The sequence below is a fragment of the Prosthecobacter sp. genome, assembly GCF_046154365.1.
Taxonomy (GTDB): domain Bacteria; phylum Verrucomicrobiota; class Verrucomicrobiia; order Verrucomicrobiales; family Verrucomicrobiaceae; genus Prosthecobacter.
Genome location: NZ_JBJXFV010000229.1, coordinates 1 through 24,919, shown reverse-complemented (window position 1 = coordinate 24,919; position 24,919 = coordinate 1). Strand labels below are relative to the sequence as shown.

Here is a 24,919-nt window from a genome sequence, read left to right as displayed (position 1 = left end):
GCCATGAAACGCTGCCTGATTGCCTTGTTGTTGGTTGCCACAGCCGTGGCGGTGGAGAAGCCGAATGTGGTGCTGCTTTATGCGGACGACCTCGGTTATGGCGATGTGTCGTGCTACGGCTCGAAAACGATCACGACGCCGAACATTGACCGACTGGCGGCAGAGGGGCTGCGTTTTACCGACGGGCACTGCGCAGCGGCAACCTGCACGCCGTCGCGGTTTGCGATGCTGACGGGCGAGTATGCCTTTCGCCAAAAGGGAACGGGGGTTTTGCCGGGCGATGCCAAGCTGATTATCCCGCCGGGCAGAGCGACGCTGGCTTCCATTTTTCAAGGAGCAGGCTACCGGACCGGCGTGGTCGGGAAATGGCATTTGGGACTCGGTGATGGCGGTCTGGACTGGAATGGCGAGGTCAAGCCAGGACCGAACGAGATCGGTTTCGATCATTGTTTCATCATGGCGGCGACGGGAGACCGCGTGCCGTGTGTTTATGTGCAGGATCATCGCGTGGTGGGCCTCGATCCCGCCGATCCGATCCAGGTGAGCTACCAGCAGCCGTTTCCAGGCGAACCGACGGGCAAACAGAATCCCGAACTGCTGCGGATGCACCCCAGCCACGGCCATGATATGGCTTTGATCAACGGCATCAGCCGCATCGGCTACATGAAGGGCGGGAAGTCGGCCATCTGGAAGGACGAGGACATGGCGGACACCTTCACGGCGGCGGCAGTGAAATTCATCGAGGCGAGCAAGAGCGGGGCGTTTTTTCTCTATTTCGCCGCCCATGATCCGAATGTGCCACGGGTGCCGCATCCACGATTCGTGGGCAAAAGCGGCATGGGGCCGCGTGGTGATGCGATTTTGCAGTTCGATGACTGCGTGGGAACGATCCTCGCGACGCTGGACCGGCTGGGGTTGAAGGAGAATACGCTCGTCCTGCTGAGCAGCGACAACGGGCCGGTGGTGGATGACGGCTACAAGGACGATGCGGTGGAGAAATTGGGGACGCACAAGCCCGCCGGGCCGTTGCGGGGTGGCAAATACAGCGCATTTGAGGGCGGGACGCGAGTGCCTTTCATTATTAGATGGCCTGCGAAAGTGAACCCGGGGGTGAGTGCCGCTTTGGTCAGTCAGGTCGATTTTCCAGCCAGTTTTGCTGCATTGACCGGCCAAAAAGCACCCGAGTCCGCCCGAGACAGCCAAAATATGCTCCCTGCCCTGCTCGGGCAAGATTCCGCAGGCCGGGCCGAACTGGTGGAACAGGGCGGACCACTGGCCTTGAGGCAGGGAGTCTGGAAGTTCATCCCCTCCAGTCCCGGACAGGCGGTCAGCAAAAATACTCATAATGAGACCGGCAATGCCCCCAAAGCGCGGCTTTACGACCTGTCCCAAGACCTTGGGGAAGCCGAGAATCTGGCCGAAATGCACCCGGAGCGGGTCCAAAACATGGCCGCCGCCCTCGAAAAGATCCAGTCGGGGACAGGGCGGTGAACCGGCTGGCTCCAACAGGCTTGCTTAAATCACAAAAAATGTGCAAATTTGTCTAATTGAGAGGCGTTCCAGTGCGTTCGCCCCACTGGAAGTACCATCACTTCATTCCACACCACCATGAAACAAACCACGAAACTGCTCAGCAGCCTCTTCGTCACCGCTCTTTTTGCGACCTCCGCCGTGGCGGATGTGCGCACTTGGACGGACACCAAGGGCCGCCAAGTCACCGCCTCATTCATCGGACTCGATGGTGAGAACATCATCCTGCAAACCGCAGACGGCGCCACGCACAAGTTCCCGCTGACCAACCTGTCTGCGGAAGACCAATCGCTGGCAAAAACCATGAAGCCTTCGGAACAGCCCGTAATGCTGGCAAACTCCACCGTCGCCCAGGCATCTGCGGCCGTGGACAATCTCGTTGCCAAGGGCCTTGTCCGCGCCAATCCCGAACGTGCGAAAGGCGGCAAGAAGCCGATCACCGGTTTCAACCCCATGGCCAACGACGAGCAGTTTGTGCGTCGTGTTTACCTCGACGTCGTAGGCCGCATTCCAAATCATGCGGAAACCACGCAGTTCCTCCAGGATTCCAATCCGAACAAACGTGCCAAGTTGATCGACATGCTGCTCGACAGCCCCGGTTACAGCAGCAACACCTTCAACTACTTCGCGGAAATGCTGCGCGTGAAGGACCGCCTGGAGCAGGACAACCTGCGCGGCGTCCCCTACATCAACTGGCTGCAGGATCAGATCGCGAAGAACCGTCCTTGGAACGAGCTTGTTACTGACATGCTCACCGCCACTGGCAAAATGTGGGACCGTAAACCAGACGGCTCTTATAATGGCCAAGCAGGCTACCTCCTGCGTGATGCAGGCATGCCGCTGGACAATCTGGCAAACACCCTCGCTGTCTTCCTTGGAACCGATGTAGCCTGCGCCCAGTGCCATGACCATCCGTTCTCGGACTGGACCCAGCACCAGTTTTTTGAAATGGCCGCATTCTTTGGTGCCACGACCACCAACATGCGCACCGCGCAGGCCCGCAAGGGCAAGGATTCTCCCGGCATGATGAATGTCATGAATGACTTGATGCCGAAAATTGAGGAGATCATCACCAAGAGCGGTCAGGACATCAAACGCGTCCGCAATGGCATCCAGAACTACATTGGAGCCAACCGCAGCATCATCGGTGATATGAACACCAACAGCATGAAACTGCCGCATGACTACAAATATCCAGATGCCAAGCCCCTTGATCCGGTGGAGCCAAAATTCATCATGTGGAGCAAGAACGACAAAAATCTGGCAGCCTACAAACAGAAGATCAAAGATGCGGAAGGTCTCCGCACCGCTTTTGCCAAGTGGACCACCGACCCCAGCAACCCCCGCTTCGCCATGGCGATCGCCAACCGCATGTGGAAGCGTGCTTTCGGCCAGGGCATCACGGAGCCGGTGACCAACATTGATGATCCAAAACAGTCCGCCAATCCTGAACTGCTCGTTCATCTGGCCGAGGAAATGAAGCGTGTGAAGTTCAGCATCAAGGATTTCATGCGTATCATCTACAATACCCGCGCCTATCAGTCCGAGTCCACGTCAGAAAAAATCGCCATGGGCGAACCCTACTACTTCCAGGGGCCACTGCTTCGCCGCATGACCGCTGAGCAGGCATGGGACTCCTACATGACCTTGGTTCTCGGCGACCCCGACAAGTACACCAAGCCGCTCGAAGATCTTTATAGCCGTTCTATCGATCTGGATCTTACCAATCCCAAACTTGATGCCGAGACGGTGCTTATGAAATATGAGGCTTTCCGCAACATGGCCAAAAAAGAAAACGCCCTCATGGGTGGAGGCTTGGCTGAAGCCGGTGGTGACATGATGATGGAAGACAACAAGAAATCCAAAGGCAAGGGAGAAGCCAAACCTGCCGGAGAAATGATGGAAAATGCCTCTATCTCCTACAACGGAATGGTTCTCCGCCGTGCTGCTGAACTCGATCAGCCAGCCCCGAACGGTCACTTCCTGATCGACTTCGGCCAGTCACCCCGTGCACTGATTGACGGCAGCACCAAAACTGGGTCGGTACCGCAAGTGCTCATGATGATGAACGGCAAGGCGCAGCAGATGCTCACCAGCCCAGAATCCCTCATCTTCCGCACGATGGAAAAAGTGAAGTCACCACCTGAAAAAGTTGAGGCGCTCTTCGTTTCCGTTCTCAGCCGTCGCCCCACCTTGTCTGAGAAGGACATCGCCAAACGCGCCATCGGCAGCGGTGACGATGGCTACTCCAACATGATCTGGGCGCTCATCAACACCCGTGAGTTCATTTTCATCCAGTAAACCACCCTCAACCTAACAACACGCACTTAAACATTATTCTATGAAAACCGAATTGAACCGTCTCAACGATGTCTCGCGTCGCGAGTTCATGCTTCGCACTGCGAAGACCGCCCTTGGCGTCAGCCTGCTGCCCGCAGGTTCCTCCCTGCTCCGTGCCGCTGGCAGCACCACCGGTGCCGGCACCCCCGGCTTCGGCAAGGCCAAGCATGTCATCTTCCTCTGGATGAATGGCGGTATGACCCACATCGACACCTGGGATCCCAAGGACGGTGCCACCAAGGGCCCGACCGATCCCATCAAGGCGGAAGCTGGTTCCGGCAACATGGACCGTCTGGGTGGAACGATGACGAAGATGGCCAAGGTGGCTAATAAGTTCTCCATCATCCGCTCCATGACCTCCAAGACCGGCGTGCATGAGGCCGGCACCTACACCATGAAGACGGGCTACGAGCCTCGCGGAACCATTGTTCACCCCAGCATGGGTGCTTGGGCCTCGCATTTCCTGGGTCGTATCAAGGGTGTGACTCTGCCGGACAGCGTGGTAGTCAACAGTGGCAGCGCCTATCCAGGTGCTGGCTTCTTCCCGACCACCACCAGCCCGATTCCGATCTCCAATCCTGAGAGCGGCCTTCAGAACATCAAGCCGACCGCTTCGGACGACCAGTTCAAGAAGCGCATCTCCCTCATGGATGAGTTCGACACTTCCTTCCGCAAAAAGTTCCAGTCGGAAGAAGTGAAGTCCTACTCCGAGTTTTACGACGAAACCATGAAGCTCATGAAGAGCGAAGACCTCAAGGCCTTCGATCTCAGCCAGGAGCCTGCGGCAGTTCGCGAAAAATTCGGTCGTAACAACTTCGGTCAGGGGGCCCTCCTTGCCCGCCGTCTCGTTCAGGCCGGTGTTCGCTTCGTCGAAGTTCAGTTCGGCGGCTGGGACATGCACAACACCATCGACACCGCACTGGGCAACACCGGTGCCACGATGGACAATGTCTTCGCCACCCTGATTGAAGATCTTCAATCCAACGGACTCCTTGAGTCCACGATGATCGTCATGGGTTCCGAATTCGGCCGCACACCGGACATCAACGAAAATGATGGCCGCGATCACTATCCGCTCGCCTACTCCACCGTCTTCGCCGGCGGCGGCATCAAGGGCGGCTTCGTGTATGGCTCCACCGACAAGGAAGGCCGTCGCGTTGCCGACAAGCAGGTCACCCCGCAGGACTTCCTGGCCACCATCGGCCACGGCATGGGCCTCCCGGTTGACGAAGTCGTCATGTCCCCCTCGAACCGTCCGTTCACGGTCGGCGACAAGGGCGTTCCGGTCACCGACATGTTTGCCTGATCCCAAAGTCAGTCGTTCCATTCAAAAGCACCCGGTCGCAAGGCCGGGTGTTTTTTTATGTACTCGATCTCAGTGCCGTTTCCTTTGCAGCAGCAGCGCAATAACTGCCAAGCCTGCCAATAACATGCCGCTTGGCTCGGGAACCAACACCGGACTCACGGTAAAATTGAAGTCATCAAAGTAGTTTTTGAAACTGGCGGCCCCGTTGCTGAGCGAACCCCCACGCAGATCCCACTGGAGACCGGTCAGAGCGTCCGCGTCAAGCCCAAGGCTTTGATTGCTCAAAACGTAAGTCTGAGAGGCAAGCGTGGAGGTGTTGTCGTCGTAAGCGCTCACCGCAATGCCCGCCGTGTTATTCACTGTGTCCAGAATCACCACCAGTTCAGACCATCCTGCCGTTCCCATCCGGTTTGAAGTTGTCTGCCAAGCCCCACCGGTCAGTCGGTATTGCAGCATGTTGTCGCCGGTGTACCCCACCTGGAAGACCGTCTGATTCATCGCATCACGCAGGGAAATCCCCAGAATATTGTCCGTGTCAGTGTCATCCCAGTCGGAGGGGCAGAGCCAAAACGCCATTTGAATCAAGTTGGCAGCTGTGGCGGAAGGAGCCGTGCCATTGAGATCACGTGCATCAAGCGTGTAGGCGTAGCTCAGGTTCGTCTCCGAAGCCAGGAGGTTGAGCACCGCCGATCCCGTCCGTGCGCCTGAGTAGCGATAAGCATGCACATAGTCACGAGTAAAGTTGCTGCCGTTGTAGTAGGGGGCATTGACATCTTCGTTGAGCCGCCCTCCGGCAAGCGCACGCCAAAGACCCGAGTTGTCCGTAATGTCCACCGCCGTCCCGCCGGGGCCGCTATGGTTGGTTCCATACTCCCCGGCATTGTAGCGGCTCAGGTCAGCTCCATGCGTTCCATCGCCGAGGGTGTTGGGGTAAGTTCCAAGCGGTACCACGCCGGTGTAGCCATTAGCGTCGATGTTGTTGAGGTAAAACTGCGCATCGCCTGCCAGAAAGGTCGAAAGAATCTGGCCATCCAACGGAATACGGTAGCCGTCTTGCTCCTCAAAACTGCCCAGATAAGCCCTCGCAGGCTGAGGCCAAAAAATGGCGCTCAGCATGCTGGCATAGAGGCAAAGTCTGGAAATGAGGCTTTTCACAAGTGACCAAATATATACTTAACAATACCGAATATAAATTCAATAATTTATAAATGTTCTGCCCCAAGATCTCAGATTCGCCATAGTCGCCCGTTTTCCCTCACCTCCCCGTCTGATCACCACTCTGTGTTTCCCTCCCTTTCGTGGAAGAACCAGCCCTTTTCTGAGCCGACTGTTGAAAGCACGATCCTCGGCAGCTTTTCCTGCTTGCGACACCCTTAGAGCCCCTGATAATGGCGGCCCCTCCGACCCAGCGTCAGAGCGCCCCATTTCATGAGCAAACCCAGCCTCCAGACCGATCCCTCCTTTGAGGACGCCATGCAGCGTCTCGATGAAATCGTGGCAGGCATGGAAGACAGCCAGCTCTCGTTGGAGGAAATGATTTCCAGCTACGAGGAAGGCGTGCGCCTGCTCAAGCTCTGCCGCCAGCGCATCGACGGTGCCCGCCGCCGCGTCGAACTCATCAGCGGCGATCTGGAGGGTGGCAAAGCCGCTCTCACGCCATTTGAAGACACGGCGAACGACGAAGAAACCGCCGAAACTGCCGACAAGCCCCGTAATCAGCCCCGCCGCCGCAAAACCGCCGAGACCGAAGGCGGCGAAATCCGACTCTTTTAGACCCTGTGGACACCCAACTGCCTGCCATCAACTCCCCCGCCGACCTCAAAGCCCTGCCGCTGGAGAAACTGCCCGAACTTGCGGAAAAAATCCGCCAGACGCTCATCGAAACCCTCAGCCAGACTGGCGGCCATCTCGGCCCAAATCTCGGCGTCGTGGAGCTTTCCATCGCCCTGCATCGAGTCTTCGACACGCCCAAAGACCGCTTCGTCTTCGATGTCGCGCATCAAGGCTACGTCCACAAGATGCTCACCGGCCGCTGGGACCGGATCCATACCATTCGCCAGCACGACGGCCTGAACGGCTTCCTCCTGCGCACCGAAAGCGAACACGATTGCTACGGCGCAGGCCACGCCGGCACCGCCCTCGGTGCCGCTCTTGGCATGGCCACTGGCCGCGATCTCGCCGGTGGTGACGAGCACGTCGTCTGCGTTGCCGGTGACGCTGCCTTCACCTGCGGCCCCGTGTTTGAAGCGATGAACAACGTCGCTGCGCACACCAAGCGCCTCATCGTCGTCCTCAACGACAACGAGTGGTCCATCGACCGCAACGTCGGTGCCATCGCGAAGTACTTCAATACCATCGCCACCCATCCCGCCTACGCGAACCTGCATCAAAAAGCCGCCAAGCTGCTTGAGTTCATGCTCGGCGAAGACGCACGCCGCATCGCCAAGAAAGTCGAAGATCACGCCAAGAACATTCTCCTGCCGCAGAGCCAGACGCCGTCGAATCGCAGTTCCCTCTTCGATGAATTCGGCATCCGCTACTACGGCCCCATCGACGGCCACAACATCCCGCTGCTCATCCAGACCTTCGAGTTCCTCAAGACTCAGGACGAGCCGGTGATCCTCCACATCATCACCGAAAAAGGTCGCGGCTACACCCCTGCCCTCAACGACCCCGGCAAATTCCACGGTCTCGGCAAATACAACAGCGAGACTGGCGAAACCGCCGCCAGCGACAAGCCCACCTACTCCCAGGTCTATGCCCGCAGCGTCACCGACTTCGCCAAGGCTGATGAAAAAATCGTCGCCATCACCGGTGCCATGCCCGGCGGCACGGGCTTGAGCGTCTTCAAAAAGGAAATTCCCGAGCGCTACTTCGACGTCGGCATCGCCGAGGAACACGCCGCGCTCTTCGCCTGCGGCCTCGCCACCCGTGGCTTCAAGCCCTTCCTCACCATCTACTCCACCTTCATGCAGCGTGCGTTCGACATGATCGTGCATGACATGGCCGTTCAAAACCTCCCCGTGCGCCTGTGCATGGACCGCGGCGGCCTTAGCGGCGACGACGGCCCCACGCACCACGGCCTCTTCGACATCGCTTATCTTCGTGGCGTCCCCGGCCTCGTCCACATGCAGCCGCGCAACGAAGACGAGTTCGTGGACATGCTCTGGACCATGGCCTGCTACGAATCCGGCCCCATCGCCATCCGCTACCCGCGTGGCAACGGCCCCGGCATCATGCCCAAGGACAAGCCCGTCCGCCTCGAAATCGGCAAGGCCGAAGTCATCGCTGAAGGCAGCGACGTCGCCCTCATCGCCCTCGGCGACATGTTCCCCGTCGCTGAGGCCGCCAAGAAAGAACTCGAAGCCAAAGGCCTCTCCGTCGCCCTCATCAACCCGCGCTGGATCAAGCCCCTCGACATGGCCTGCTTCGAATCCTTCGCCAAAAAAGTGCAGGTCGTCTGCACCCTCGAAGACCACGTTCTCCGCAACGGCTTCGGCGCAGGCGTCATCGAGCAACTTAACGACGCCGGCATCCACACCCCCGTCGTCCGCATCGGCTGGCCCGACCAGTTCATCGAACACGGCACCCCCGCCATCCTCCGCCAAAAGCACGGCCTCAGCGTCGAAAACACCGTCGCGAAGGTGCTCGGTGCCTTGGGTCGCTGAGCATTCGAAATCCTGCCGCTTTTGGTAATCGCCAGCCGCTGCTGGTTCGGCTATGCCATGCGCCCATGGACTTACTTTGGGATCTTCATCAACAGGGACAGATTTCGTCTACCAATCAAACCGCCGACCGGGCAGAGAACAAAGCCGAGAGCGCTGCCGCCGAGTTGTCTCGTTTGCAACGCCGCATTGAGCGCCTCTCTCTTTGCTGTCAGGCCATGTGGGAGTTGCTGCGCGACAAACACGGCCTCACCGAGGAAGAATTGCAATCGCGCGTCCTCGAAATCGACCTGCGCGACGGCACCACCGATGGAAAAATGCGCACGCAAATCGTCGATTGCCCGAGCTGCGGTGCGAAGACCAACACGAAGCGCTCGTTGTGTGTGATCTGCGGCGCACCGCTGCCAATCACACACTCGTTTGAAGTTTGAGAGATACTCACCGCTCCTCCACCCAGCCTGGCGCTGGATATTAGACCCACAAAGGTTGGATGCAGGATTTGACCACCGTCAAGAGCTTCGCCGACCTCCCCGATCTCGCCAAAGCCTACCTCAAACGCCTCGAAGCCCTCAGCGGCGCTCGCGTCAGCCTCCTTGGAGTCGGCCCCACGCGTGAGCAGACGCTCGTGGCGTGAGTCAATGCCGTGACTGCCATACCGCTAGGCGGTACAACGCCGCATACATTTCCATCGCCTGCGCCGACCAGATGTCGTTATGCCCGCCGATCAGCTCCTTCGGACAGCGGATCGTCCAGTAGTTCGACTGGCGGTCCAGCGGCAGCAGCCCTTTCACTCGTTCCCAATCTTTTTTCGCGTGAGATGGCACCTCCTCCGCCACCCGCCACGCCTTCACTCCAGACTGCGCATTCTTGGGGGTGGTGAAAAACAGCTCCGCGTCTCCCAGCCCCTCATCGAGCCGCAGATTGTCCTGGAGGACACCCGCGCAGGTGTCGCAAGGTGTCGCGCGGCTTGGCGCCAGTTCCGGCACCACCCAATGATCCACGAGCAGCGGATTGTGCCCCGGCGTACGCCGGTAGTAGTAGCTCTGGTGCAGCGAGCCGGAGGGGATTTCCCGGTTCTTTTCGTCCCGGCTGCCGTCCGTCAGCACGTCCGTGTGCCGACGTTGCAGACTTGGCGAAAGGCCCGCGAGCAGATTGCCCAGCGGATGAATCTTCCCCGTTGCCGAGTCCGCCTCCGAGGTCACCGACATGATCAGCGGCGCGTCCGCGTGCGACGGCACGGGATTCATCTTCTTGAGAGCCTGCCGGTGTCCCCAAAGCACATCCCCCAGCTGCTTCGAGTGCGTCGAAGGCGCTGCCGAGTTCACAAACAGCATAAGGTCAAACGGCGTCGGATTCACCTTCGACACCGCAGCTTTATCAAACCACGGATACTCTGCCGCCAATTGACCCACGATGGCCTGTCCCACGCTTTTCTCCAGCAGTAGCGCCCCCATCGAATGCCCCATGACGAATACTCGGTTCTGCTCGCTCCGCTTCTTGGCCACATTGGCGCACGCAAAAACGGCACGCGCCAGCGGCGCACCTGCCACATCTGCCTCCGCCGCTTTCTTGCGCCCCCAGTAGCTCAGTTGCTCACCCACCCAGGTAAACAGCGGCAGCCTCCGGTGATGCTTTGGATTCACGATGTCCTGGTCGCCAAAGTCCGCCCGCAGGTTCCGGGCATATTCGCTCTGGAGGTTCACCGCTGGCTTGAACACGTTCCCCCGCCACGCCAGGTACACCCCATGCACTCGAAAGCCCTGCCGCTGAATGTCCGGCGAGTTCGCCAGCAGCCGCAGGAACGAGTTAAACTCCACCACGTCACCCGACTGGCTGTTATTCTTCCAGCCGTGGCAGTACTGCACCAGCAGCAGGCGGTCTTTTTCTCCCAGATCCCTCACTTTTCCCCATGCGGCGCGGTATTGCTTGAAGTCGATGAAGTCCCCGCGGCCGTCAAACTCCACAAACGAGCACGAATACGGCTTCCCACCCGCCGTCGCCTTCGATTCGACATACCACGCGTCCATCGCCGCCGGCTTTGCCCCGTCTTTCGCACCCGGCAGCGGCTTCTCCGGGTCATGGCGCATCGGCTTTCCCACCGTTGTGCATTGCGTCAGAAGGAGCAGACTGGCGAGAGACAGGAGAATGTAGGCGATTTGCATGGTGCTCATGGATTGGATGCGGTCTGATCTTGTTTCTGCGAAGCGTTCCACTTGTATCCCACATAGGCCGTAGAGCTGATGCCCATCAGCGCCATCAAGTTTGCGTCAAACTCCGGCATCTCCCACCGGGCGAAGGTCTGCCAGACGAAGACCACGCCGAGCACCACGTTCCAGACCACCATCTGTAGTCGGGAAACCTCCGCCTCCCCGCCTTCCGTCACCAGGTCCATCAGGAATCCCTGGGTTGGCGTCAGGTTTTGCACCTGACGGCTGGCTTTGATGAACGAAGCCGCGAGCAGCGTGCTGCCATGAATCCCTAGAAGAAGCGGAGCCGAGCCGGAGAGTACCTGGACGTCCATCCGCATCGCCCACAAATAAACGTAACAGCTCGTGCATACCCCCAGCCACATCGCAAAGGTCACCCGCGACACGCTCCACGGGCTGCGCTCCCATGTCGGGATCAAATCCTTTTTCTCCGGCACCGCCTCCCGCAACGTCCCAGTGGTTAGGGCCACGATCAGGATCAGGCTGATGACTCCGGCCACCAGCCCCCAGGCGATCGAGCGCAAAAGCACCGGACGCAAGGGCAGTTCCACCGCAATCTTGCCGTCATTCACCAGCGACCTCATGATCGGAGACGATTCCAGCGTCCGCCCGCCCCCCAGCGGCAGGCAGATCGTCAGCGGGGCCGCGCAGTCCACCCCATAGATGCTTACCAGCGAGCGGAACGCCTCCAGCTCCTCCTTGCTCGGAGTGATCTCCCGGAAACACAGGCGATGGATGGTGTCATTGTCGGGGTTGGCTTCCGGACCAAAAAGCCTTCCAAAATCACTCTTACTCAAGGGCAACCTGCCCTGGAAGTCCGCAGGAATGCTAGCAAATATCTTTCCCGCGATCACCAGACGCAATCTCTGGCGGCATTGCTCGATCCAGTCCTGGAATTTTTGTTCCTCTCCCGCCAGTTTCAACTTCCATGTGATGCCGATGTCAGCCACGAAACGCGTGAGATCATCCGCCGTAAAGGCTTGGCCGTCCATGTTCACCAGTCCGCATGCCACCTGAGGCTGCTTTTTGACCAGTTCCCCGAGGTTTTTTTGAAAGGTTTTCAACTGCTCTTTCTCCCCGGCATCCGCCGGAAAATCATCGCTCATCAGTCTGGCGGGTGTGGGGCAGGCTGGCGGCATCAGGGCAGTAAACCGGGCGGCATCAGAGGTCAGCCTCACCAGCCATTCTCTGAATTTCGTCCGCATCTCCTCGGGATGCACCACGGGATCCTTTTTGCTCCCGTCCTTCGAAGAGCGCAGTTTTCTTTGCTCGTGAAAGACCCTCCAACGGGCCGGGGAGAGGCCCGTCTCCTTCATGAGACCTTCATTGGCCTCCGCCAAGTCGATGAGCCAGCCGTCCAGATTCCGCACCCACAGTGTCACGGCTGTCGAGAGTGTTCCTTCGGCCCGCCCTTTATCCAATAGGCTTCCATCTTCATTCCAGAGACCCGCGCGTGCTGCGAACACACCATGCTCGGGGGCACCTCTTTTCAGCTCGATACCCGGTGGCTTCTCATCGCGGATGGCGAAGGACTGGCTGCCAAAATGAATCCCTCCGACGAGCAGTGGAATGAGAAGGCACAGCAATGGCCATTTGAGGTTAACCCCGGTCTTCCCGGTCTTTGTTTTGGGGCTTTTGTCGCTCATGCTGAAATGGATCTCATGTTCGGGGTTGGAGATTCTTGCAGTGCATCAGCGGGCCTGCCATTCATGCCATGTCGCCCCGGGTCCGAGTCCTCCGAGCTCCCCCAGCAGCCGTTCCGCCTCCGCACGCATTTTCACCAGGTCAGGCTTCCCTTTCATGGCCGTGCCGGGAAAAAGAACATACGTCGCTCCGAGACCGTCCAGCGCCCCCCTCACACCTGATGCGTCTGGGTTCACCGCCTTGCACAACCGCAGGGATGCCTCCCCGCACTTCTCTTCCGGCCCGGAGTCCGCCAGCATGCAGGGAAACGCCTTCGAATTCACGATCACGACCCCTTGGCAGCCCATCGTCAGGCCGTGCGGGTCTGCCGCCGTGTATTTCCATGAGCCGGGGATCACCACAAATGGCTCCTCCACCGAAAGCGGGAAGCGCCGCAGCGTCAGATCCTCGATCAAGTCCTTGTTCTGGCTAATCTTCGTCACCCGGTCGATCTGCTCCGCGCAAACCTGGGCGATCTTCGGCCACACCGTGCCCCGGCGGTCCTTTGCCTGTTCCTCGTTCACAAGCGCCTGCACGCGTTTCAGTCCTGGCAGAAGACTACCCGGATAGGCCAGGAAAGGACTCACCGCCTTCTCCGCGTTCGGCCAGCCGTAGGCAAGCCTAGGCAGGAACGACCTTGAGATGCGCTCCTCATCATAATCCTCCAGTTTCGCCTTCCGAACCGGGTCCGTCCCGTCCGTGTCCACATCCATGTCTGATTGGAATAGAACCGCCTTCCGCCCGCTCTTCTCATCCCTCAGATTCAGCACCGTGGCGCAGTCAAAGAACAGGCTCGTGCTCATACCGCTAACCGCCTTCACCTTCGCGTCGTAGAGCTGGTGAAACTGCTTCGCCACCTCCGCCTTCTTGAGCAGCCCTTCCAGTCCTGGCAGCGTCTTCCCCAGCTTCGGATTCAGCTTGTGCAGCTCAGGCAGCGTCCGCAGTGCCCGCGGCCTCACCACCTCCGCCTTCGTCTCCAACTTAAAAAAAGGCAGCGCCTTGGCGGCGGGTACGGGCACGGACTCCACGCGGTCCACCACCACCCAGGCATGCGGGGAGGCCGCGTCTTTGAGCAATGCCTCCCCCGGCGTCTGGGCATGTGCCAAGCATGATATCGCCAGCGCACATAGCGGGTGTAGAAAAGAGCGTTTCATCGCGCAGTTCTATTTCTTGGGCTTGTGCTTCTTGATCTCTGCCGCCGTTGGTTGCCACCAAGTAAGCCCATGCCTTGCCGCCAACGCGGGGCCGTCGATGCGCGCCGGGTCTCCCCGGTTCCAAGGCTGCACCACGGCATGCGTCGTCAGGCGCGTCAGCGACGGCACCTCGTTTTTAACCAGGACAATGAGCTCATTGAGCGCCAGCATCTGCTGTGCTGTGTACTCCTCCGGCCCAGCCTTGGGATCATTCGGCACATGCGCTTGCAGATTCGCCAGACTGATCGCGATGCTGTGATCATTGATGTGCCCGCCATTCGTCCCCGGCACCGGGATCGTCGTGGAGACATGCCGCCCCCGGTGGTGGTAGCGCACACACTGGAAGACCGTGCACTCCGTCCCGTCTGACTTGTGCGTCCAGTCTGAGTCTTTTGTGTCACGCGCGATGATGAAATGATACGCGTTCCCCTTCGATCTCAGGTATTCGATGCTCGACCGCGCGCTCGCCCCCGCCGTTGCGTGCAGGATCAGCAGCGTCGGCTGCACATTGTTTGGACGCGGGGTTTCGCTGAGCAGTTTTGTGAGGCGTTGGAGGATCATGGTAATGTCTGGGTCAAAGGTTGAAATCAGTCTCTCGACATGGCGTCGGCCATTTTTCAGGCAGGCTTCGCCGCCTTCTTCTTCGGACGTTTTGCCGCCGCTTTCTTCGCCGCCGGCGCGGGGTCTTTCGGCGCAGGCACGCGTGATTTCCCCGTCAGATATTCGTCCGCAAAGTCCACCTTCAACTCCACCCACATCGGCAGGTGGTCCGACATTTGGTAAGAGCGCCATTCCCGGAAGCTCGGCACATTCGTCTTGTCCCAGGGATACAGCCCCTCGTCACCCTCCTCGCGGTACACAGACTGGTACATATTGAAGATCCCCGCGTTCGCCTTGTCGAGCTGGTAGCCCAGATCCGGCGAGATGAAGCCGATCTGGTCATACGGCTTGTTCATCATCTGGTTCGACCCCTTCTTGCTTCCCACGAACACCGCCGGCCTTGTGAACGCCTTCGTCAGCGACTCCATTGCCTTGTCATCTTCCGAGAAAATGTTGAAGTCCCCCAGCACGATGATGTTCCGTGCCCAGGGGTCCGGATCGTTCACCCGCTTCTGCAGTTGCCGCACCAAATCACCCATCTCCTTGATCCGCTGCGGATCCTTCGCCCCCTTACCATAGTAGGCATGGCTCGTGCAGATGCTGAAACGAAACCAGCCCGCACGGAATCCCACCATGTAAGGGCTGCGCGCATACGCCGAGTCCGCCGCCAGCAGCCCGTCCTTCTTCTTCGTCTGCTCCGGCACGATCTCCCCGGCCAGCCCGCCAAAAGACAGCTTCCGTGTGTCATAAATGAAAGCCAGCCGCTCATCATTGCCCTGCTTGCCCTGCGTCACGTCGGACACGATGTACTTCCACATCGACTGGCCCAAGATGTCCATCAACTGGTCAAGTGCCTTCAAATCACTGCGCACCTCCTGTACCGCGATCAGGTCGAAGTGCGACATGACCTCCGCAATGTAATAAAGGCTTTCCCGCGTGCGCTCCCCATACTTAGCCGCCCCGAACTCCCGCAGGTTCCACGTCGCCACCAGCAGATGCCTGTCGAGGTCCTTCTTCGGCACCTCCGCGTCCATCTGGGCCTTGAGGTGCAGCAGTCGTTCCGCCGTGCGCCGGTCTTCCGGCTTTTCTGATCTCAGTTTGTTGTAGAATGGCATGGTTGTGTGTTCTTGGGTTTAGGATTGATCGCTTTCGGTGTCTGTGATGAAGTCTAAACAGGGAAGTGCTAATCGAGTTTGATTATCGAGATGTACGGGGAGCGTTTGCGCGGCACAAGCTTACCCGTCGCTCCATCCAGCGGCAGGCGCTTCATTCCCACACCATCTTCCTCATTGCCACCGACGGTGATCGCACAAAGCCCCTGGTCATCCTCGCCGACTGCAACCACAATGGCACTGTGGGATTTGTATTGTGGCATCTTGACCGCTTGATCGAAGCTAAAGCTGTTTCCCGCTCGGTTGTTCTGAATGATGTCGCCTGGCTTGGGCGCATACTCCTCAATCCGCTGGGCCGTATAACGCCCCACGGGGTCCGTCTGTCTCCTCTTGTTCGCCGCGAAGACAAAACGCGAATGCGCCACGGCAAAACCAAAATCCGCATGCTGCACTCCTCCCTGCATCAAGCACCAGCAGACAAACACAGCAGACCAGGCAACCCCAGTGTCCTCAAACACAAAACCTGCTCCCGTCACGCCCTGAAGCTCATCCCAATACCCCTTGATGCGAGAAGAGAGAGGCTCATTCCCCTCATGGATGCCGTGAAATCTCTCAAACTGGCCGCGTGCCACCGCCACCACCGCCCCCCGTAGATCCGATCCCGCGGCGGCCGGCAGCACGGGGCCGTTGGCTCCTTTGGGCAGCGGAATGATCACCTCGCACACGTCATCAGTCTTCAATCCAAGCTCTCCCACCGCAAAATCCGACAGGTCGGCCACCCGGTTCGTCCACTCGGCGGGCCCCCAATCCGCAGGCTTTGCCTTCACCGTCTTTCCTGTGAGTGGATTGCGCACGATGACCTCGCTATCCAGCAAATGAAGCCGTGAAGTCGTCTTGTAATCCCAACGGCAAGCGATGTAGCTCGCTTGTTTGTTGAGCAGCCTTCGTCCCAGCGCGGGACCACGCTTGTCCTCGAACAACGCCGCGATGTCGGGCCGGTCTTGAATGTCCTTGTCGCGGATGATCGCCAGCCCCTCCCTTGGCTTCATCCCCGTGTCCTTCGGGCCTCCGAAAGTGGACATCTTCCCTCGCAGCGTGAGACTCACTCCCTCCCGTGCCACCACCACTTTTTTTGGCTGCCCGTTGATCTTCATCACCGCATACTGCACCACGCTGTGCGTTCGCATGATCTCGCGCACCTTATCCTCTGTCTCGGCCTCAAACACCTCCAGGGCGGGCAGAGGGACACCATCCGGGCGAAAAACGACATCGACGATGTTCATGTTAGTTCCATGGGGATCGAACAGCCCGGCTCCCACGACTTCTTTGAGCGTCTCCTCAAATCCTCGTAGCGATGTGGTCAGCTCGCCGGTCGTCTTGCATTCCTCGTCCGGGATGCTCAGCGTGATGATTTCAGGGTTTAATTCATTCATGAGATTTCACGGGTGGATGTTCTCGGCTGGCTTTCTGGTCATTTCGTGGCATCCTCGACCGCCTTCTCCAGATCCTTGAGTTTGGTGGTATCAAAAGTGAAAGCTGTCAGCTGGTTGAGTCCTGCGCGGGTCCTCGGGTAAACCGGGGCCGCCTCAATAACCTTGGTCGGGTCCGCAGGATCTGGCTTTTTAGTCTTTGGATCAATCTTATCCATTTCGGCTACCACAGTTGGCGGCAGAGTGTCGCTTGTCAGCTTCTTGGAGGTGCCAAGAATCGACTTCTGTATTGTCGTCGCGCTGCGCGAGGCGACAGCGGGCTGGGATCCGTCAGGGTTGGGTGGCGTTGGCTCCCGCAGTTCCGGCAGCTTCCCAGTAGCAGGAATATGGTTGTGTGCCGTTCCGGCCTGGGTCGTCTTCGCCCCCACCTCGCTCATAGGCTCGGTCGCCTGTTGTAGGTCGATGATCGTTGGGATGCGTCCTGAAAGAGTTTTTTCGACCACATGAATCGTCGCCTGCGTGCGTTGGATAAGCGTCACGCCGTTCTGTGTCAGCTCATTGTCGGATGCCTTCTGATTGTGGGACCAATAGTCTGCCTGTGCCGTCTCGATCAGACGCACCGCATCTGCATAAGCCTCCGCGCGGCCTTTGGCATTGAAGATGCCTTGAAAGGTGGGAATCAATGAACTCCCGAGACCAAGCACTGCGATACCGGACTTAGTGAAGTTGAATGCCGCAGTCGTACCCGCCAGCGCTGACATGGCAACTTGAGTCGATCCGGAAAGCTCTCGCGTCACTCGTGCTCCAGTCGCCTTCGCCCGAAAAATCGCCACCACATTGCTAGAATACGCCAGCGCAAGTTGGTCAGAAGGTTGCCAGGCTTGAAAAGCCTGTCCGCCATTGTACTTCGCCGGGTTGCGGCTGTACTCAACAAACGAGAACCGATCCCGGTTCACCACGCAGCTTGAAAGTAGCGCGCATACAAGCACAAGCGGACCCAGTGGATAAAAGCGAGTCATAGCGGGCAGGATCAAGGACAATTGTTTGTACACCTCACACCACCGGCTCCACGATCACGATCGTTCTTGGCGCGGTGGTGCGGGTGCCGGAGGAGTTGGTGGTTTCGGTGAGGATTTTGAGGGTTTGGCCGACTTGGAAGGGGCCGAGGGCGTTGCCGCTGGGGTCTAGGGGGGTGCTGTGGGTGAAGTCGGCGTCCACGCCGACGACTTGCCATTTGACGAGCTTTGTCGTGGCGTGCGCGCCACCGCCTGGGGCGTAGGCCACCAGCACTTGCAGGCCGCCGTCGCCGCCTTGGGTGATGGTGTGGATCTCGATGGTCTCTGGCGCGGGCGTGGTCGGCTCGGTGGTGATGCCGTTGAGCGCTTCATACACATCACTGCCGGGATCATTGCTGGCCTTCACGGCCTTGTACCAGCGCTTGTTGAGCTGGTCTGCGGCACGATCATGTGCGCGCAGCTCGGCGCGTTTGCGGTCCAGCAGTTCCTCCTTGTCCTTCATGGTCTTCACCAGATTGGTGTAACCATCCAGCAGCGCCTTTGCGCTCACCACCGTGTAGCTCACGCCGCCCACGGTGCGCACGATGGCGTCCTGTGCGGGGGTTTGGGCCGCCAGCACCGTATTCGCCCGCGTCCACACTGGCAGCAGTTCCCGCAGGCGCTTCAAAATCGTGCCCTCGGAGCGCGTCGCCGTGGCATACAGGTCGTCCACGTCCTTCATGATGCCCGCATTCTCATCCAGATGCGCCTCAATGATGGCCGGCACCTTGGTTCCCAGCCCCTTCATGCGCAGCAGCGCATCCTGCGCCGCACGGAAGGCGGCATCATAGGTGTCCTGCGCGTCTGTGCGGCCCTGCACCAGCGGCTCAAAGCCGTCGATCAGCGCCGTCAGTTCGGCCGTGCCCTGTCCCGCCACCTTGAAGGTCGGCAGGTATTGTGTCCACACCGGCAGGGTCTCCTGCGCGCGTTGTTTGGTGATTTCCCAGTATTCCATGGCGGTTGAGTTAAGAGGGATGTGTTCAGAGGAAGTCAGCAGCACTGCCGCCGGATCGATGGCGGAATCATAGGTGGAGCCGTCATCCCAAAATGTGAGGCCATCATCGTAGTAGGCTCCGGCAGGGTTTGGCATAGGCGTGCCTCCTCAGGCAAAAGCAACGGCTCCACAGCGCCTTCGAGCGCCGGTGAAATACATCGCAGCATCTTCATGAGCCCATGCTGGCCGCTTTTTCACCCTCTGCAACCGCTTTTTTTCATCATGCAGTCGCTTTTCCTGCCTCTGCTGCGGCTTTACCCCACTCTGCAATGGCAACAGAAGCCAGAAAAGCGGCAGCAGACCGCCTCCCAGCGACCGCAGTCCGGCAAAAAGCGACCGTAGAGCCAAAACCAGCGGACACTGGGGAGAAGGCAGCGAAAGCGGATGCAAAAACAGCGACTTTTGTGGCAACTCCAGCGGCTGCAAGGCCTTGCGCAGCGATATACACGGAAATAATAGCAGCTACCGATGGCTTCCAGCCACTGCCAGACCCACAAAACTCGTCAAACTTCTTATCCAATCTGAATCTTAATTTAGAAAAGTGGGTTCGCGACTGCCTCAAACCACCCCTTTCGCCCCACCGCAGACTCCGCATCGCCCCCAGCGCCACACGGGGAGAGGTTCGGTGTGCAGGGGCACCTTGCAGCGCCGTCAGCACTGCTTTTTTGCCTTTGCTCCCGGCCATCCAGCTCTCGATCCATGGCTTCCGCGTCACGACCGTCTCAAACAGAGCCGTTCGTGAGCCATGGGAGGAGTGCGCCGCATGCATTGAATTGCGATTGCAGCAGAAGCCCCCACCTCGGCACAAGCTTTTTCCGGACTTTGTCTCGACTTTCCCCGCCAACCCCGAAAAAATGCCGCCTATAAAGACTCTCCGCACCAAGAAACAATCGCCCCCAGCCATTCGACATTCCGCATTCATCCGTCATCCTCCCCACCATGCCGCTCCCGCCCATGACCCCAGAAGCCCAGGCTGCCTATGAGGTAGCGCTGGAGAAAATCGAAGCCTGCCGCCGTGAGGGGAAGCAGGGGACGCATCTCGATCTGAGCCGCCTCGGCCTGACCCAGGTGCCGCCGGAGATCAGCCAGCTCACCGCGTTGACGGATCTTGGCCTCTACAGCAATCAGCTCACGAGCCTGCCGCCGCAGTTCGGCCAGCTCTCCGCGCTGAGGGAACTTATCCTCGCCGAAAACCAGGTCACGAGCCTGCCACCGGAGTTCGGTCAGCTCGCCGCGCTGAGGGTGCTTTACCTCCAAGACAACCAGCTTACGAGCCTGCCGCCGGAGTTCGGCCAGCTCGCCGCGCTGACGGAGCTTCGCCTCGCCGACAACCAGCTCACGAGCCTGCCGCCGGAGATCGGCCAGCTCTCCGCGTTAACGAAGCTTTCCCTCGCCAACAACCAGCTAAGCACACTGCCGCCTGAGGTTGGCCAGCTTGCTGAGCTGACGCAGCTTGATCTTGCAAACAACCTGTTTAGCACACTGCTGCCGGAGATTGGCAAACTCACATCGCTGACATTGCTCTTCCTCGACAATAACCCACTCAAAAGGCTGCCACCTGAGATCGGCCAGATCCCTGCGCTGAAGGAGCTTTATTTGCACCGGAATCCACGCTTGGGGCTGCCTGCGGAGGTGCTGGGGCCGACGCGGCGTGCTAGCAGTGTAAAGAACCCGCCCGCGAAGCCGCAGGCGATTCTAGATTATTATTTTGCACAGCAAAAAGGCACCCGCCCTCTAAATGAGGTGAAACTCCTGCTCGTCGGACGTGGGGAGGCAGGTAAGACCTCCGTCTCACGGGCGCTGCGTGGTGAGAAGTTTAAGAAGGAGCAGGCAGAGACGCCGGGGATCGATATCCGGCCCTGGGAGCTGGCTTATCCGGGTGGGGAGCCGGTGAAGGTGCATGTGTGGGACTTTGCAGGCCAGGAGATCACCCATGAGACGCACCGCTTCTTCCTGACGGAGCGCAGCCTCTATGTGGTGGTGCTGGACGGTCGCGGTGGGCAGCAGATGGAGGAGGCGGAGTATTGGCTGAGCCATGTGGAGCGCTACGGCAGCCGGAAGGACGGGGAGAAGGTGGAGCACTCCCCGGTGATCGTGGTGCTGAACAAGTGGCGCAGCCCCGGCCCCTACGATGTGGAGAAACGCCGCCTGCAACGCGAGCACCCGAACATCCGCGCCTTTGTGGAGACAGACTGTAAGTCGGGCGATGGCATCGATAGCCTGAGGGAGACGATCTGCGCGGTGCTGGCACAGATGCCTGCGGTGCGGCAGGAGTGGCCGCTGACTTACTTTCAAGTGCGGCAGAAGCTGGATGAACTGGTGTCTCATAAGGACGCGACGAAGCGGAGGCATTTCCTGAACTGGGAGGCCTACCGACAGGTCTGTGTGGACTGCGGGGTGACGGATCAAGGCGCGCAGACGAGTCTGGCAGAGAACCTGAATGCGCTAGGCGTGGCGCTTTACTATGGCGATGACGAACGGCTGCGGGATACCCGCGTGCTAAACCCGAACTGGGCGGCCAATGGCCTCTACGGGCTGGTACGGGGCGTTCACCGGAAGCCTTTCCAAAACAAACCGGGGCAGCTCTGGCAGGGAGAGTTCCCAGAGGTGCTGGCGGAAGGCATGGAAGGCATGAGCAAGGAGCGCGGGGCGACCATTGAGGACTACCCGGAGGAGCGTGATGGCGTGCGGGTGCATGAGTTCCTGCTGGAGTTGATGCAGGACCGTGAGCTGGGCTTCCTGGCGGACGAAATCAACGGGAAGCCGCTGTACCTGCTGCCCGGCCTGCTGACGCTGGATGAGCCGGAGCCGAAGGACTACCACGTGGCCGCGCACATCGAGGGGGCGCAGGTCCGCTTCCGCTACCTGTATGAGCTGCTGCCTGCGGGAGTGATGAGCCGCTTCATCGTGCGTACGCATCCGCTGAGTGATGATTACTTCCGCTGGCAGCGCGGGGTGGTGTTGGGCTGGGGAAATGCACGTGCGCTGGTGATAGCGGAGCGGCGGCGGAATCCGCGTGTGGATGTCTTCATCCTCGGCGGCACGGCGGCGGAGCGGCAGGAACTCGCGGGCGTGGTGCGGGCGAACATGGATGAGATCCATCGCGGTCTGCCGGATGGCCTGAAGGGCCGGGAGGAACTGTATCTGACCGTGCCGGGGGATCAATACGAGAGCGTGGAGAAACTGGAGAAACTGGAATACCAAGGCGAAGCCGTGCAAGTCATGACACGCATGGGTGCCATGAATCTGCCTGTAACCCCAGAGCTAGAGCAAGTACAGCCCGCCAAAGCCCGCCGAAGTAGCGCACCGAAACTGAAGATCTTCGTGAGCTATGCGCATGCAAACTACAAAGTCTGGGACAAGCTCAAGCCGCATCTGGATGTGTTAAAGAATGAGCGCCTCGTATCCTGGTGGTTCGACGGCAAGATCCGCCCCGGCAGCGAATGGGATGACGCCATCCGCAAAGAAATGAAGGAGGCCGACATCGTGGTGCTGCTGCTAAGCAATGCTTTCTTTGCCTCCAAGTACATCAAGGGCGTGGAACTACGCGAAGCCCGCCGTAGGCAGGTAGGGGGCAAAACGGAGATCCTGCCCGTACTGCTGGAACCGAGCGAGGCCTTTGCGCAGCAGAACTGGCTGAGCAAACTGCAAACCGTGCCAAATCAGAACGGCCAGTTGCGCCCGCTATCGAGCTTCAACCCAAGCGTGAACGGCTGGAACCAGGTGCAGAAGGCGTTGCGGGAGATGATTGCGGATGTGGCCGCACGCCGTGATGAAAGGAATCGCGGCTTGCAATAAGTCCGCTAAAAAGTGACAATCCGCCATGCGCCTGACGAAGATCACGATGAAGAACTTTGCCCCGTTCGCCGACGGGGAGATGGAATTTCCTGCGGTGGAGGGAGCCGAAGGACTGGCCGAGGTGCATCTTTTCACCGGTGAGAACGGCACCGGCAAAACCCGCGTGCTGGCCGCATTGATGGGCGCACTGGGGAACCTGATTCCGCTGCAAGACCGCGTGAGGCAGGACTCGGGAGCGGAGATCGAGGTGTTTGCTTCCGAATGGGGCGGCTTATGGCGGTTCCGAGATGGAGCTGAAGACCCCAAGACGCCAAGCATGCCCATTCAAATGGACATCTTCGACAATGTGTTTGCCATGGGCGGATCAGGCATTGCTTTGCTTGAAGAAGCGCAGAGCGGGACTGCACAGGATCTGAAAATTGCGCGTGCGCACGAATGCCTGACGCTGAGTGGTGCGGTGGGAGGCTCTGGCATTATTCAGCGCCTGATGAAGCTGCGCATGGGAGTGGCGTTGGAACGTGATGCGGCACCTAATGCGCAGGAGGCGGGGAGACTAACGGCTTGCCTGCAAAAACTGGAGCAGGCGATCTGTGAAATCACGGGACATGGGTTTGCGCTTCAGGTGCAGCAAGGCCGTGAACTGAAACTCATCGCGCAATGGGATGGGCAACGTTTGTTTTTCTCCGAGCTGCCGGATGGCTTGCGCTCGCTGCTAAATTGGCTGGCAGGGTGGGTCGTGTTGCAGTCGGAGCACTTTGAACATAGCGCCGATCCGCTGAGCTGTGCAGTCACGCTGATCCTCGACGAGCCGGAGAATCATCTGCATCCGGCGTGGCAGCGGCGGGTGCTACCGGCCTTGCAGAAGCTGTTCCCGAAAGCGCAGATGTTTGTGGTCACGCACTCGCCTTTTGTAGTTAGTTCGCTAAATGCGGGATGGATTCACAAGTTCACTCGTGATGCCAAAGGCGTGGTGAAGATCGAAGCACCCAAGAAAGCGAGCCGTGGTGACAGCTACATGACGGCGGTGCAGGAGATTCTGGACCTGACGGAGTGGTTTGATCCCGAGACGGAGCAGGAGATCGCCGACTTTGAGACATCGCTGGACAAGGCCTATGCCAACAACGGCAGCAGTGTGGATGAGATGCGGCTGAAGGCCGACAAGCTGTCCAAACGCAGCCAGGAGGTGACGAATCTGGTGATGGGGCTGGTGGCGCAATTTGACCGCACGGCTGAGAGCGGGAAGGCGAAGCCAAAGATGGAGCCGAAACGGAACATCAAGCTGTAAGCGTGACGATGCATCCGTGGCAACGCCCTCAGGAACCCGAAGAACTGCGCACTCAACGTGCCGCACTGACAAGGGCGTTTGTGAAGGAGCACCGTGACACTGGCAAGACGCCGAGCTGCGACTGGCCGAAGGTGCGGAATGCGGCAGGAGAGCATATCACGCTGCAAACGTTGCTGTCAGATCATACGGGACAGCATTGCAACTACTGCGACAGCCTGATGGGCTACTCCAGCCGGGACACGATCGACCACTTCCTGCCGAAGAAGCACTTCCCTTGTCTGGCTTATGTGTGGAGCAATCTCTACCTTTGCTGTGACGGCTGCCAACGCAAGGGCACACGCTATGACAAGCGGGCACTGCGCCCTGATGAAGGCGGCTACAGCTTCAGCCGCTACTTTCGCTACCGGAGTAATGGAGAACTGAGCGTGATCGCCTCAGACGAGACCGATCGTGAACGCGCTGAGATTACCGTCGAAGTGCTGGACCTGAATGATGCAAAATTGGTGAAGGACCGACGTGCGGCCTTCCGGGTGCATCTCACGCCACGAATGCGCCCCTTGCGGCCAGGATTGGACGCCCAAGCAGCCAGCCTGCGTGATGCTGCGCTGCGTCACTCGTTTGAAGACAAGCCGTATCGAGACTTCTTCGTTCAAGATCCGGAGAATTGACTGGCAGCGACAAGGGTAAGCAGCCTTCCGGGTAGAGCAGCCCGTTGCCGGGC

20 protein-coding genes are annotated in these 24,919 nt (G+C 59.2%); 10 read left to right on the top strand and 10 right to left on the bottom strand.

The window, feature by feature from the left end:
* Positions 1-3: 3 nt before the first annotated feature.
* The 3 genes from ACKVY0_RS29105 (at position 4) to ACKVY0_RS29095 (ending at position 5,176) form a co-directional block, all read left to right on the top strand.
* Entirely contained in the window at positions 4-1,491 is a 1,488-nt protein-coding gene (locus tag ACKVY0_RS29105) for a sulfatase family protein (RefSeq protein WP_409218395.1), read from the top strand.
* A gap of 117 nt (positions 1,492-1,608) precedes the next feature.
* Positions 1,609-3,831, top strand: a complete 2,223-nt coding sequence (locus ACKVY0_RS29100; RefSeq protein ID WP_409218394.1) for a DUF1549 domain-containing protein — start codon at positions 1,609-1,611, stop codon at positions 3,829-3,831.
* 40 nt (positions 3,832-3,871) lie between these two features.
* Positions 3,872-5,176 carry a DUF1501 domain-containing protein gene (locus ACKVY0_RS29095; protein WP_409218393.1) on the top strand — a complete coding sequence of 435 codons (1,305 nt, stop codon included), beginning with the start codon at positions 3,872-3,874 and terminating at the stop codon, positions 5,174-5,176.
* 69 nt (positions 5,177-5,245) lie between these two features.
* Here the strand turns inward: ACKVY0_RS29095 and ACKVY0_RS29090 are convergent, their stop codons facing one another.
* Positions 5,246-6,331, bottom strand: coding sequence for a PEP-CTERM sorting domain-containing protein (locus ACKVY0_RS29090; RefSeq protein ID WP_409218392.1), 1,086 nt, complete (start codon positions 6,329-6,331; stop codon positions 5,246-5,248).
* 273 nt (positions 6,332-6,604) lie between these two features.
* Between ACKVY0_RS29090 and xseB the strand changes: the two genes are divergently transcribed.
* From xseB to ACKVY0_RS29070, 4 genes are all read left to right on the top strand, one after another.
* Positions 6,605-6,949, top strand: a complete 345-nt coding sequence (gene xseB, locus ACKVY0_RS29085; RefSeq protein ID WP_409218391.1) for an exodeoxyribonuclease VII small subunit — start codon at positions 6,605-6,607, stop codon at positions 6,947-6,949.
* Positions 6,950-6,954: 5 nt separating this feature from the next.
* The gene (gene dxs / locus ACKVY0_RS29080) at positions 6,955-8,844 is read left to right on the top strand and encodes a 1-deoxy-D-xylulose-5-phosphate synthase (RefSeq protein WP_409218390.1); all 1,890 of its coding nucleotides are present in this window, start codon (positions 6,955-6,957) and stop codon (positions 8,842-8,844) included.
* Positions 8,845-8,909: 65 nt separating this feature from the next.
* Positions 8,910-9,272 carry a hypothetical protein gene (locus tag ACKVY0_RS29075; RefSeq protein ID WP_409218389.1) on the top strand — a complete coding sequence of 121 codons (363 nt, stop codon included), beginning with the start codon at positions 8,910-8,912 and terminating at the stop codon, positions 9,270-9,272.
* Between the two features lie 59 nt (positions 9,273-9,331).
* Complete coding sequence (locus tag ACKVY0_RS29070) at positions 9,332-9,475, top strand: adenylosuccinate synthetase (RefSeq protein WP_409218388.1); 144 nt, start codon at positions 9,332-9,334, stop codon at positions 9,473-9,475.
* Between the two features lies 1 nt (position 9,476).
* Here the strand turns inward: ACKVY0_RS29070 and ACKVY0_RS29065 are convergent, their stop codons facing one another.
* From ACKVY0_RS29065 to ACKVY0_RS29025, 9 genes are all read right to left on the bottom strand, one after another.
* Positions 9,477-11,012, bottom strand: coding sequence for a hypothetical protein (locus ACKVY0_RS29065; protein ID WP_409218387.1), 1,536 nt, complete (start codon positions 11,010-11,012; stop codon positions 9,477-9,479).
* The gene (locus ACKVY0_RS29060; RefSeq protein WP_409218386.1) at positions 11,009-12,694 is read right to left on the bottom strand and encodes a hypothetical protein; all 1,686 of its coding nucleotides are present in this window, start codon (positions 12,692-12,694) and stop codon (positions 11,009-11,011) included. The genes ACKVY0_RS29065 and ACKVY0_RS29060 overlap by 4 nt, the downstream gene beginning before the upstream one ends.
* A gap of 45 nt (positions 12,695-12,739) precedes the next feature.
* Positions 12,740-13,837: a glycoside hydrolase family 75 protein gene (locus tag ACKVY0_RS29055; RefSeq protein WP_409218385.1), complete on the bottom strand. Its 1,098-nt coding sequence runs from the start codon at positions 13,835-13,837 to the stop codon at positions 12,740-12,742.
* A gap of 57 nt (positions 13,838-13,894) precedes the next feature.
* Positions 13,895-14,485: an N-acetylmuramoyl-L-alanine amidase gene (locus ACKVY0_RS29050; protein ID WP_409218384.1), complete on the bottom strand. Its 591-nt coding sequence runs from the start codon at positions 14,483-14,485 to the stop codon at positions 13,895-13,897.
* Between the two features lie 56 nt (positions 14,486-14,541).
* A complete protein-coding gene (locus ACKVY0_RS29045; RefSeq protein WP_409218383.1) occupies positions 14,542-15,639 on the bottom strand; it encodes an endonuclease/exonuclease/phosphatase family protein in 1,098 nt (365 codons plus the stop codon).
* Positions 15,640-15,707: 68 nt separating this feature from the next.
* A complete protein-coding gene (locus ACKVY0_RS29040) occupies positions 15,708-16,919 on the bottom strand; it encodes a DUF2272 domain-containing protein (RefSeq protein ID WP_409218382.1) in 1,212 nt (403 codons plus the stop codon).
* A 188-nt stretch (positions 16,920-17,107) separates the two neighbouring features.
* Positions 17,108-18,085 (bottom strand): hypothetical protein, encoded by a 978-nt coding sequence (locus ACKVY0_RS29035; RefSeq protein WP_409218381.1) that lies wholly within the window; start codon positions 18,083-18,085, stop codon positions 17,108-17,110.
* Positions 18,086-18,119: 34 nt separating this feature from the next.
* On the bottom strand, positions 18,120-19,211 hold the full coding sequence (locus ACKVY0_RS29030; RefSeq protein ID WP_409218380.1) for a hypothetical protein: 1,092 nt from the start codon (positions 19,209-19,211) through the stop codon (positions 18,120-18,122).
* 12 nt (positions 19,212-19,223) lie between these two features.
* Positions 19,224-19,541 carry a hypothetical protein gene (locus ACKVY0_RS29025; protein WP_409218379.1) on the bottom strand — a complete coding sequence of 106 codons (318 nt, stop codon included), beginning with the start codon at positions 19,539-19,541 and terminating at the stop codon, positions 19,224-19,226.
* A 513-nt stretch (positions 19,542-20,054) separates the two neighbouring features.
* On the opposite strand from ACKVY0_RS29025, the gene ACKVY0_RS29020 reads away from it, so the two are divergent.
* From ACKVY0_RS29020 to ACKVY0_RS29010, 3 genes are read left to right on the top strand one after another with little or no spacing between them, the layout of a single operon-like run.
* The gene (locus ACKVY0_RS29020) at positions 20,055-22,913 is read left to right on the top strand and encodes a COR domain-containing protein (protein WP_409218378.1); all 2,859 of its coding nucleotides are present in this window, start codon (positions 20,055-20,057) and stop codon (positions 22,911-22,913) included.
* A 25-nt stretch (positions 22,914-22,938) separates the two neighbouring features.
* Positions 22,939-24,198, top strand: a complete 1,260-nt coding sequence (locus ACKVY0_RS29015; RefSeq protein ID WP_409218377.1) for an AAA family ATPase — start codon at positions 22,939-22,941, stop codon at positions 24,196-24,198.
* Positions 24,199-24,206: 8 nt separating this feature from the next.
* The gene (locus ACKVY0_RS29010; protein WP_409218376.1) at positions 24,207-24,866 is read left to right on the top strand and encodes a hypothetical protein; all 660 of its coding nucleotides are present in this window, start codon (positions 24,207-24,209) and stop codon (positions 24,864-24,866) included.
* The last annotated feature ends 53 nt before the right edge of the window (positions 24,867-24,919 follow it).

Bases quoted from the DNA above. Each gene is read 5' to 3' on its own strand.
- ACKVY0_RS29105 (WP_409218395.1), top strand. From the start codon at position 4: ATGAAACGCTGCCTGATTGCCTTGTTGTTGGTTGCCACAGCCGTGGCG.
- ACKVY0_RS29100 (WP_409218394.1), top strand. From the start codon at position 1,609: ATGAAACAAACCACGAAACTGCTCAGCAGCCTCTTCGTCACCGCTCTT.
- ACKVY0_RS29095 (WP_409218393.1), top strand. From the start codon at position 3,872: ATGAAAACCGAATTGAACCGTCTCAACGATGTCTCGCGTCGCGAGTTC.
- xseB (WP_409218391.1), top strand. From the start codon at position 6,605: ATGAGCAAACCCAGCCTCCAGACCGATCCCTCCTTTGAGGACGCCATG.
- ACKVY0_RS29075 (WP_409218389.1), top strand. From the start codon at position 8,910: ATGGACTTACTTTGGGATCTTCATCAACAGGGACAGATTTCGTCTACC.
- ACKVY0_RS29070 (WP_409218388.1), top strand. From the start codon at position 9,332: ATGCAGGATTTGACCACCGTCAAGAGCTTCGCCGACCTCCCCGATCTC.
- ACKVY0_RS29065 (WP_409218387.1), bottom strand. From the start codon at position 11,012: ATGAGCACCATGCAAATCGCCTACATTCTCCTGTCTCTCGCCAGTCTG.
- ACKVY0_RS29060 (WP_409218386.1), bottom strand. From the start codon at position 12,694: ATGAGCGACAAAAGCCCCAAAACAAAGACCGGGAAGACCGGGGTTAAC.
- ACKVY0_RS29050 (WP_409218384.1), bottom strand. From the start codon at position 14,485: ATGATCCTCCAACGCCTCACAAAACTGCTCAGCGAAACCCCGCGTCCA.
- ACKVY0_RS29045 (WP_409218383.1), bottom strand. From the start codon at position 15,639: ATGCCATTCTACAACAAACTGAGATCAGAAAAGCCGGAAGACCGGCGC.
- ACKVY0_RS29040 (WP_409218382.1), bottom strand. From the start codon at position 16,919: ATGAACATCGTCGATGTCGTTTTTCGCCCGGATGGTGTCCCTCTGCCC.
- ACKVY0_RS29035 (WP_409218381.1), bottom strand. From the start codon at position 18,085: ATGACTCGCTTTTATCCACTGGGTCCGCTTGTGCTTGTATGCGCGCTA.
- ACKVY0_RS29030 (WP_409218380.1), bottom strand. From the start codon at position 19,211: ATGCCAAACCCTGCCGGAGCCTACTACGATGATGGCCTCACATTTTGG.
- ACKVY0_RS29020 (WP_409218378.1), top strand. From the start codon at position 20,055: ATGCCGCTCCCGCCCATGACCCCAGAAGCCCAGGCTGCCTATGAGGTA.
- ACKVY0_RS29015 (WP_409218377.1), top strand. From the start codon at position 22,939: ATGCGCCTGACGAAGATCACGATGAAGAACTTTGCCCCGTTCGCCGAC.
- ACKVY0_RS29010 (WP_409218376.1), top strand. From the start codon at position 24,207: ATGCATCCGTGGCAACGCCCTCAGGAACCCGAAGAACTGCGCACTCAA.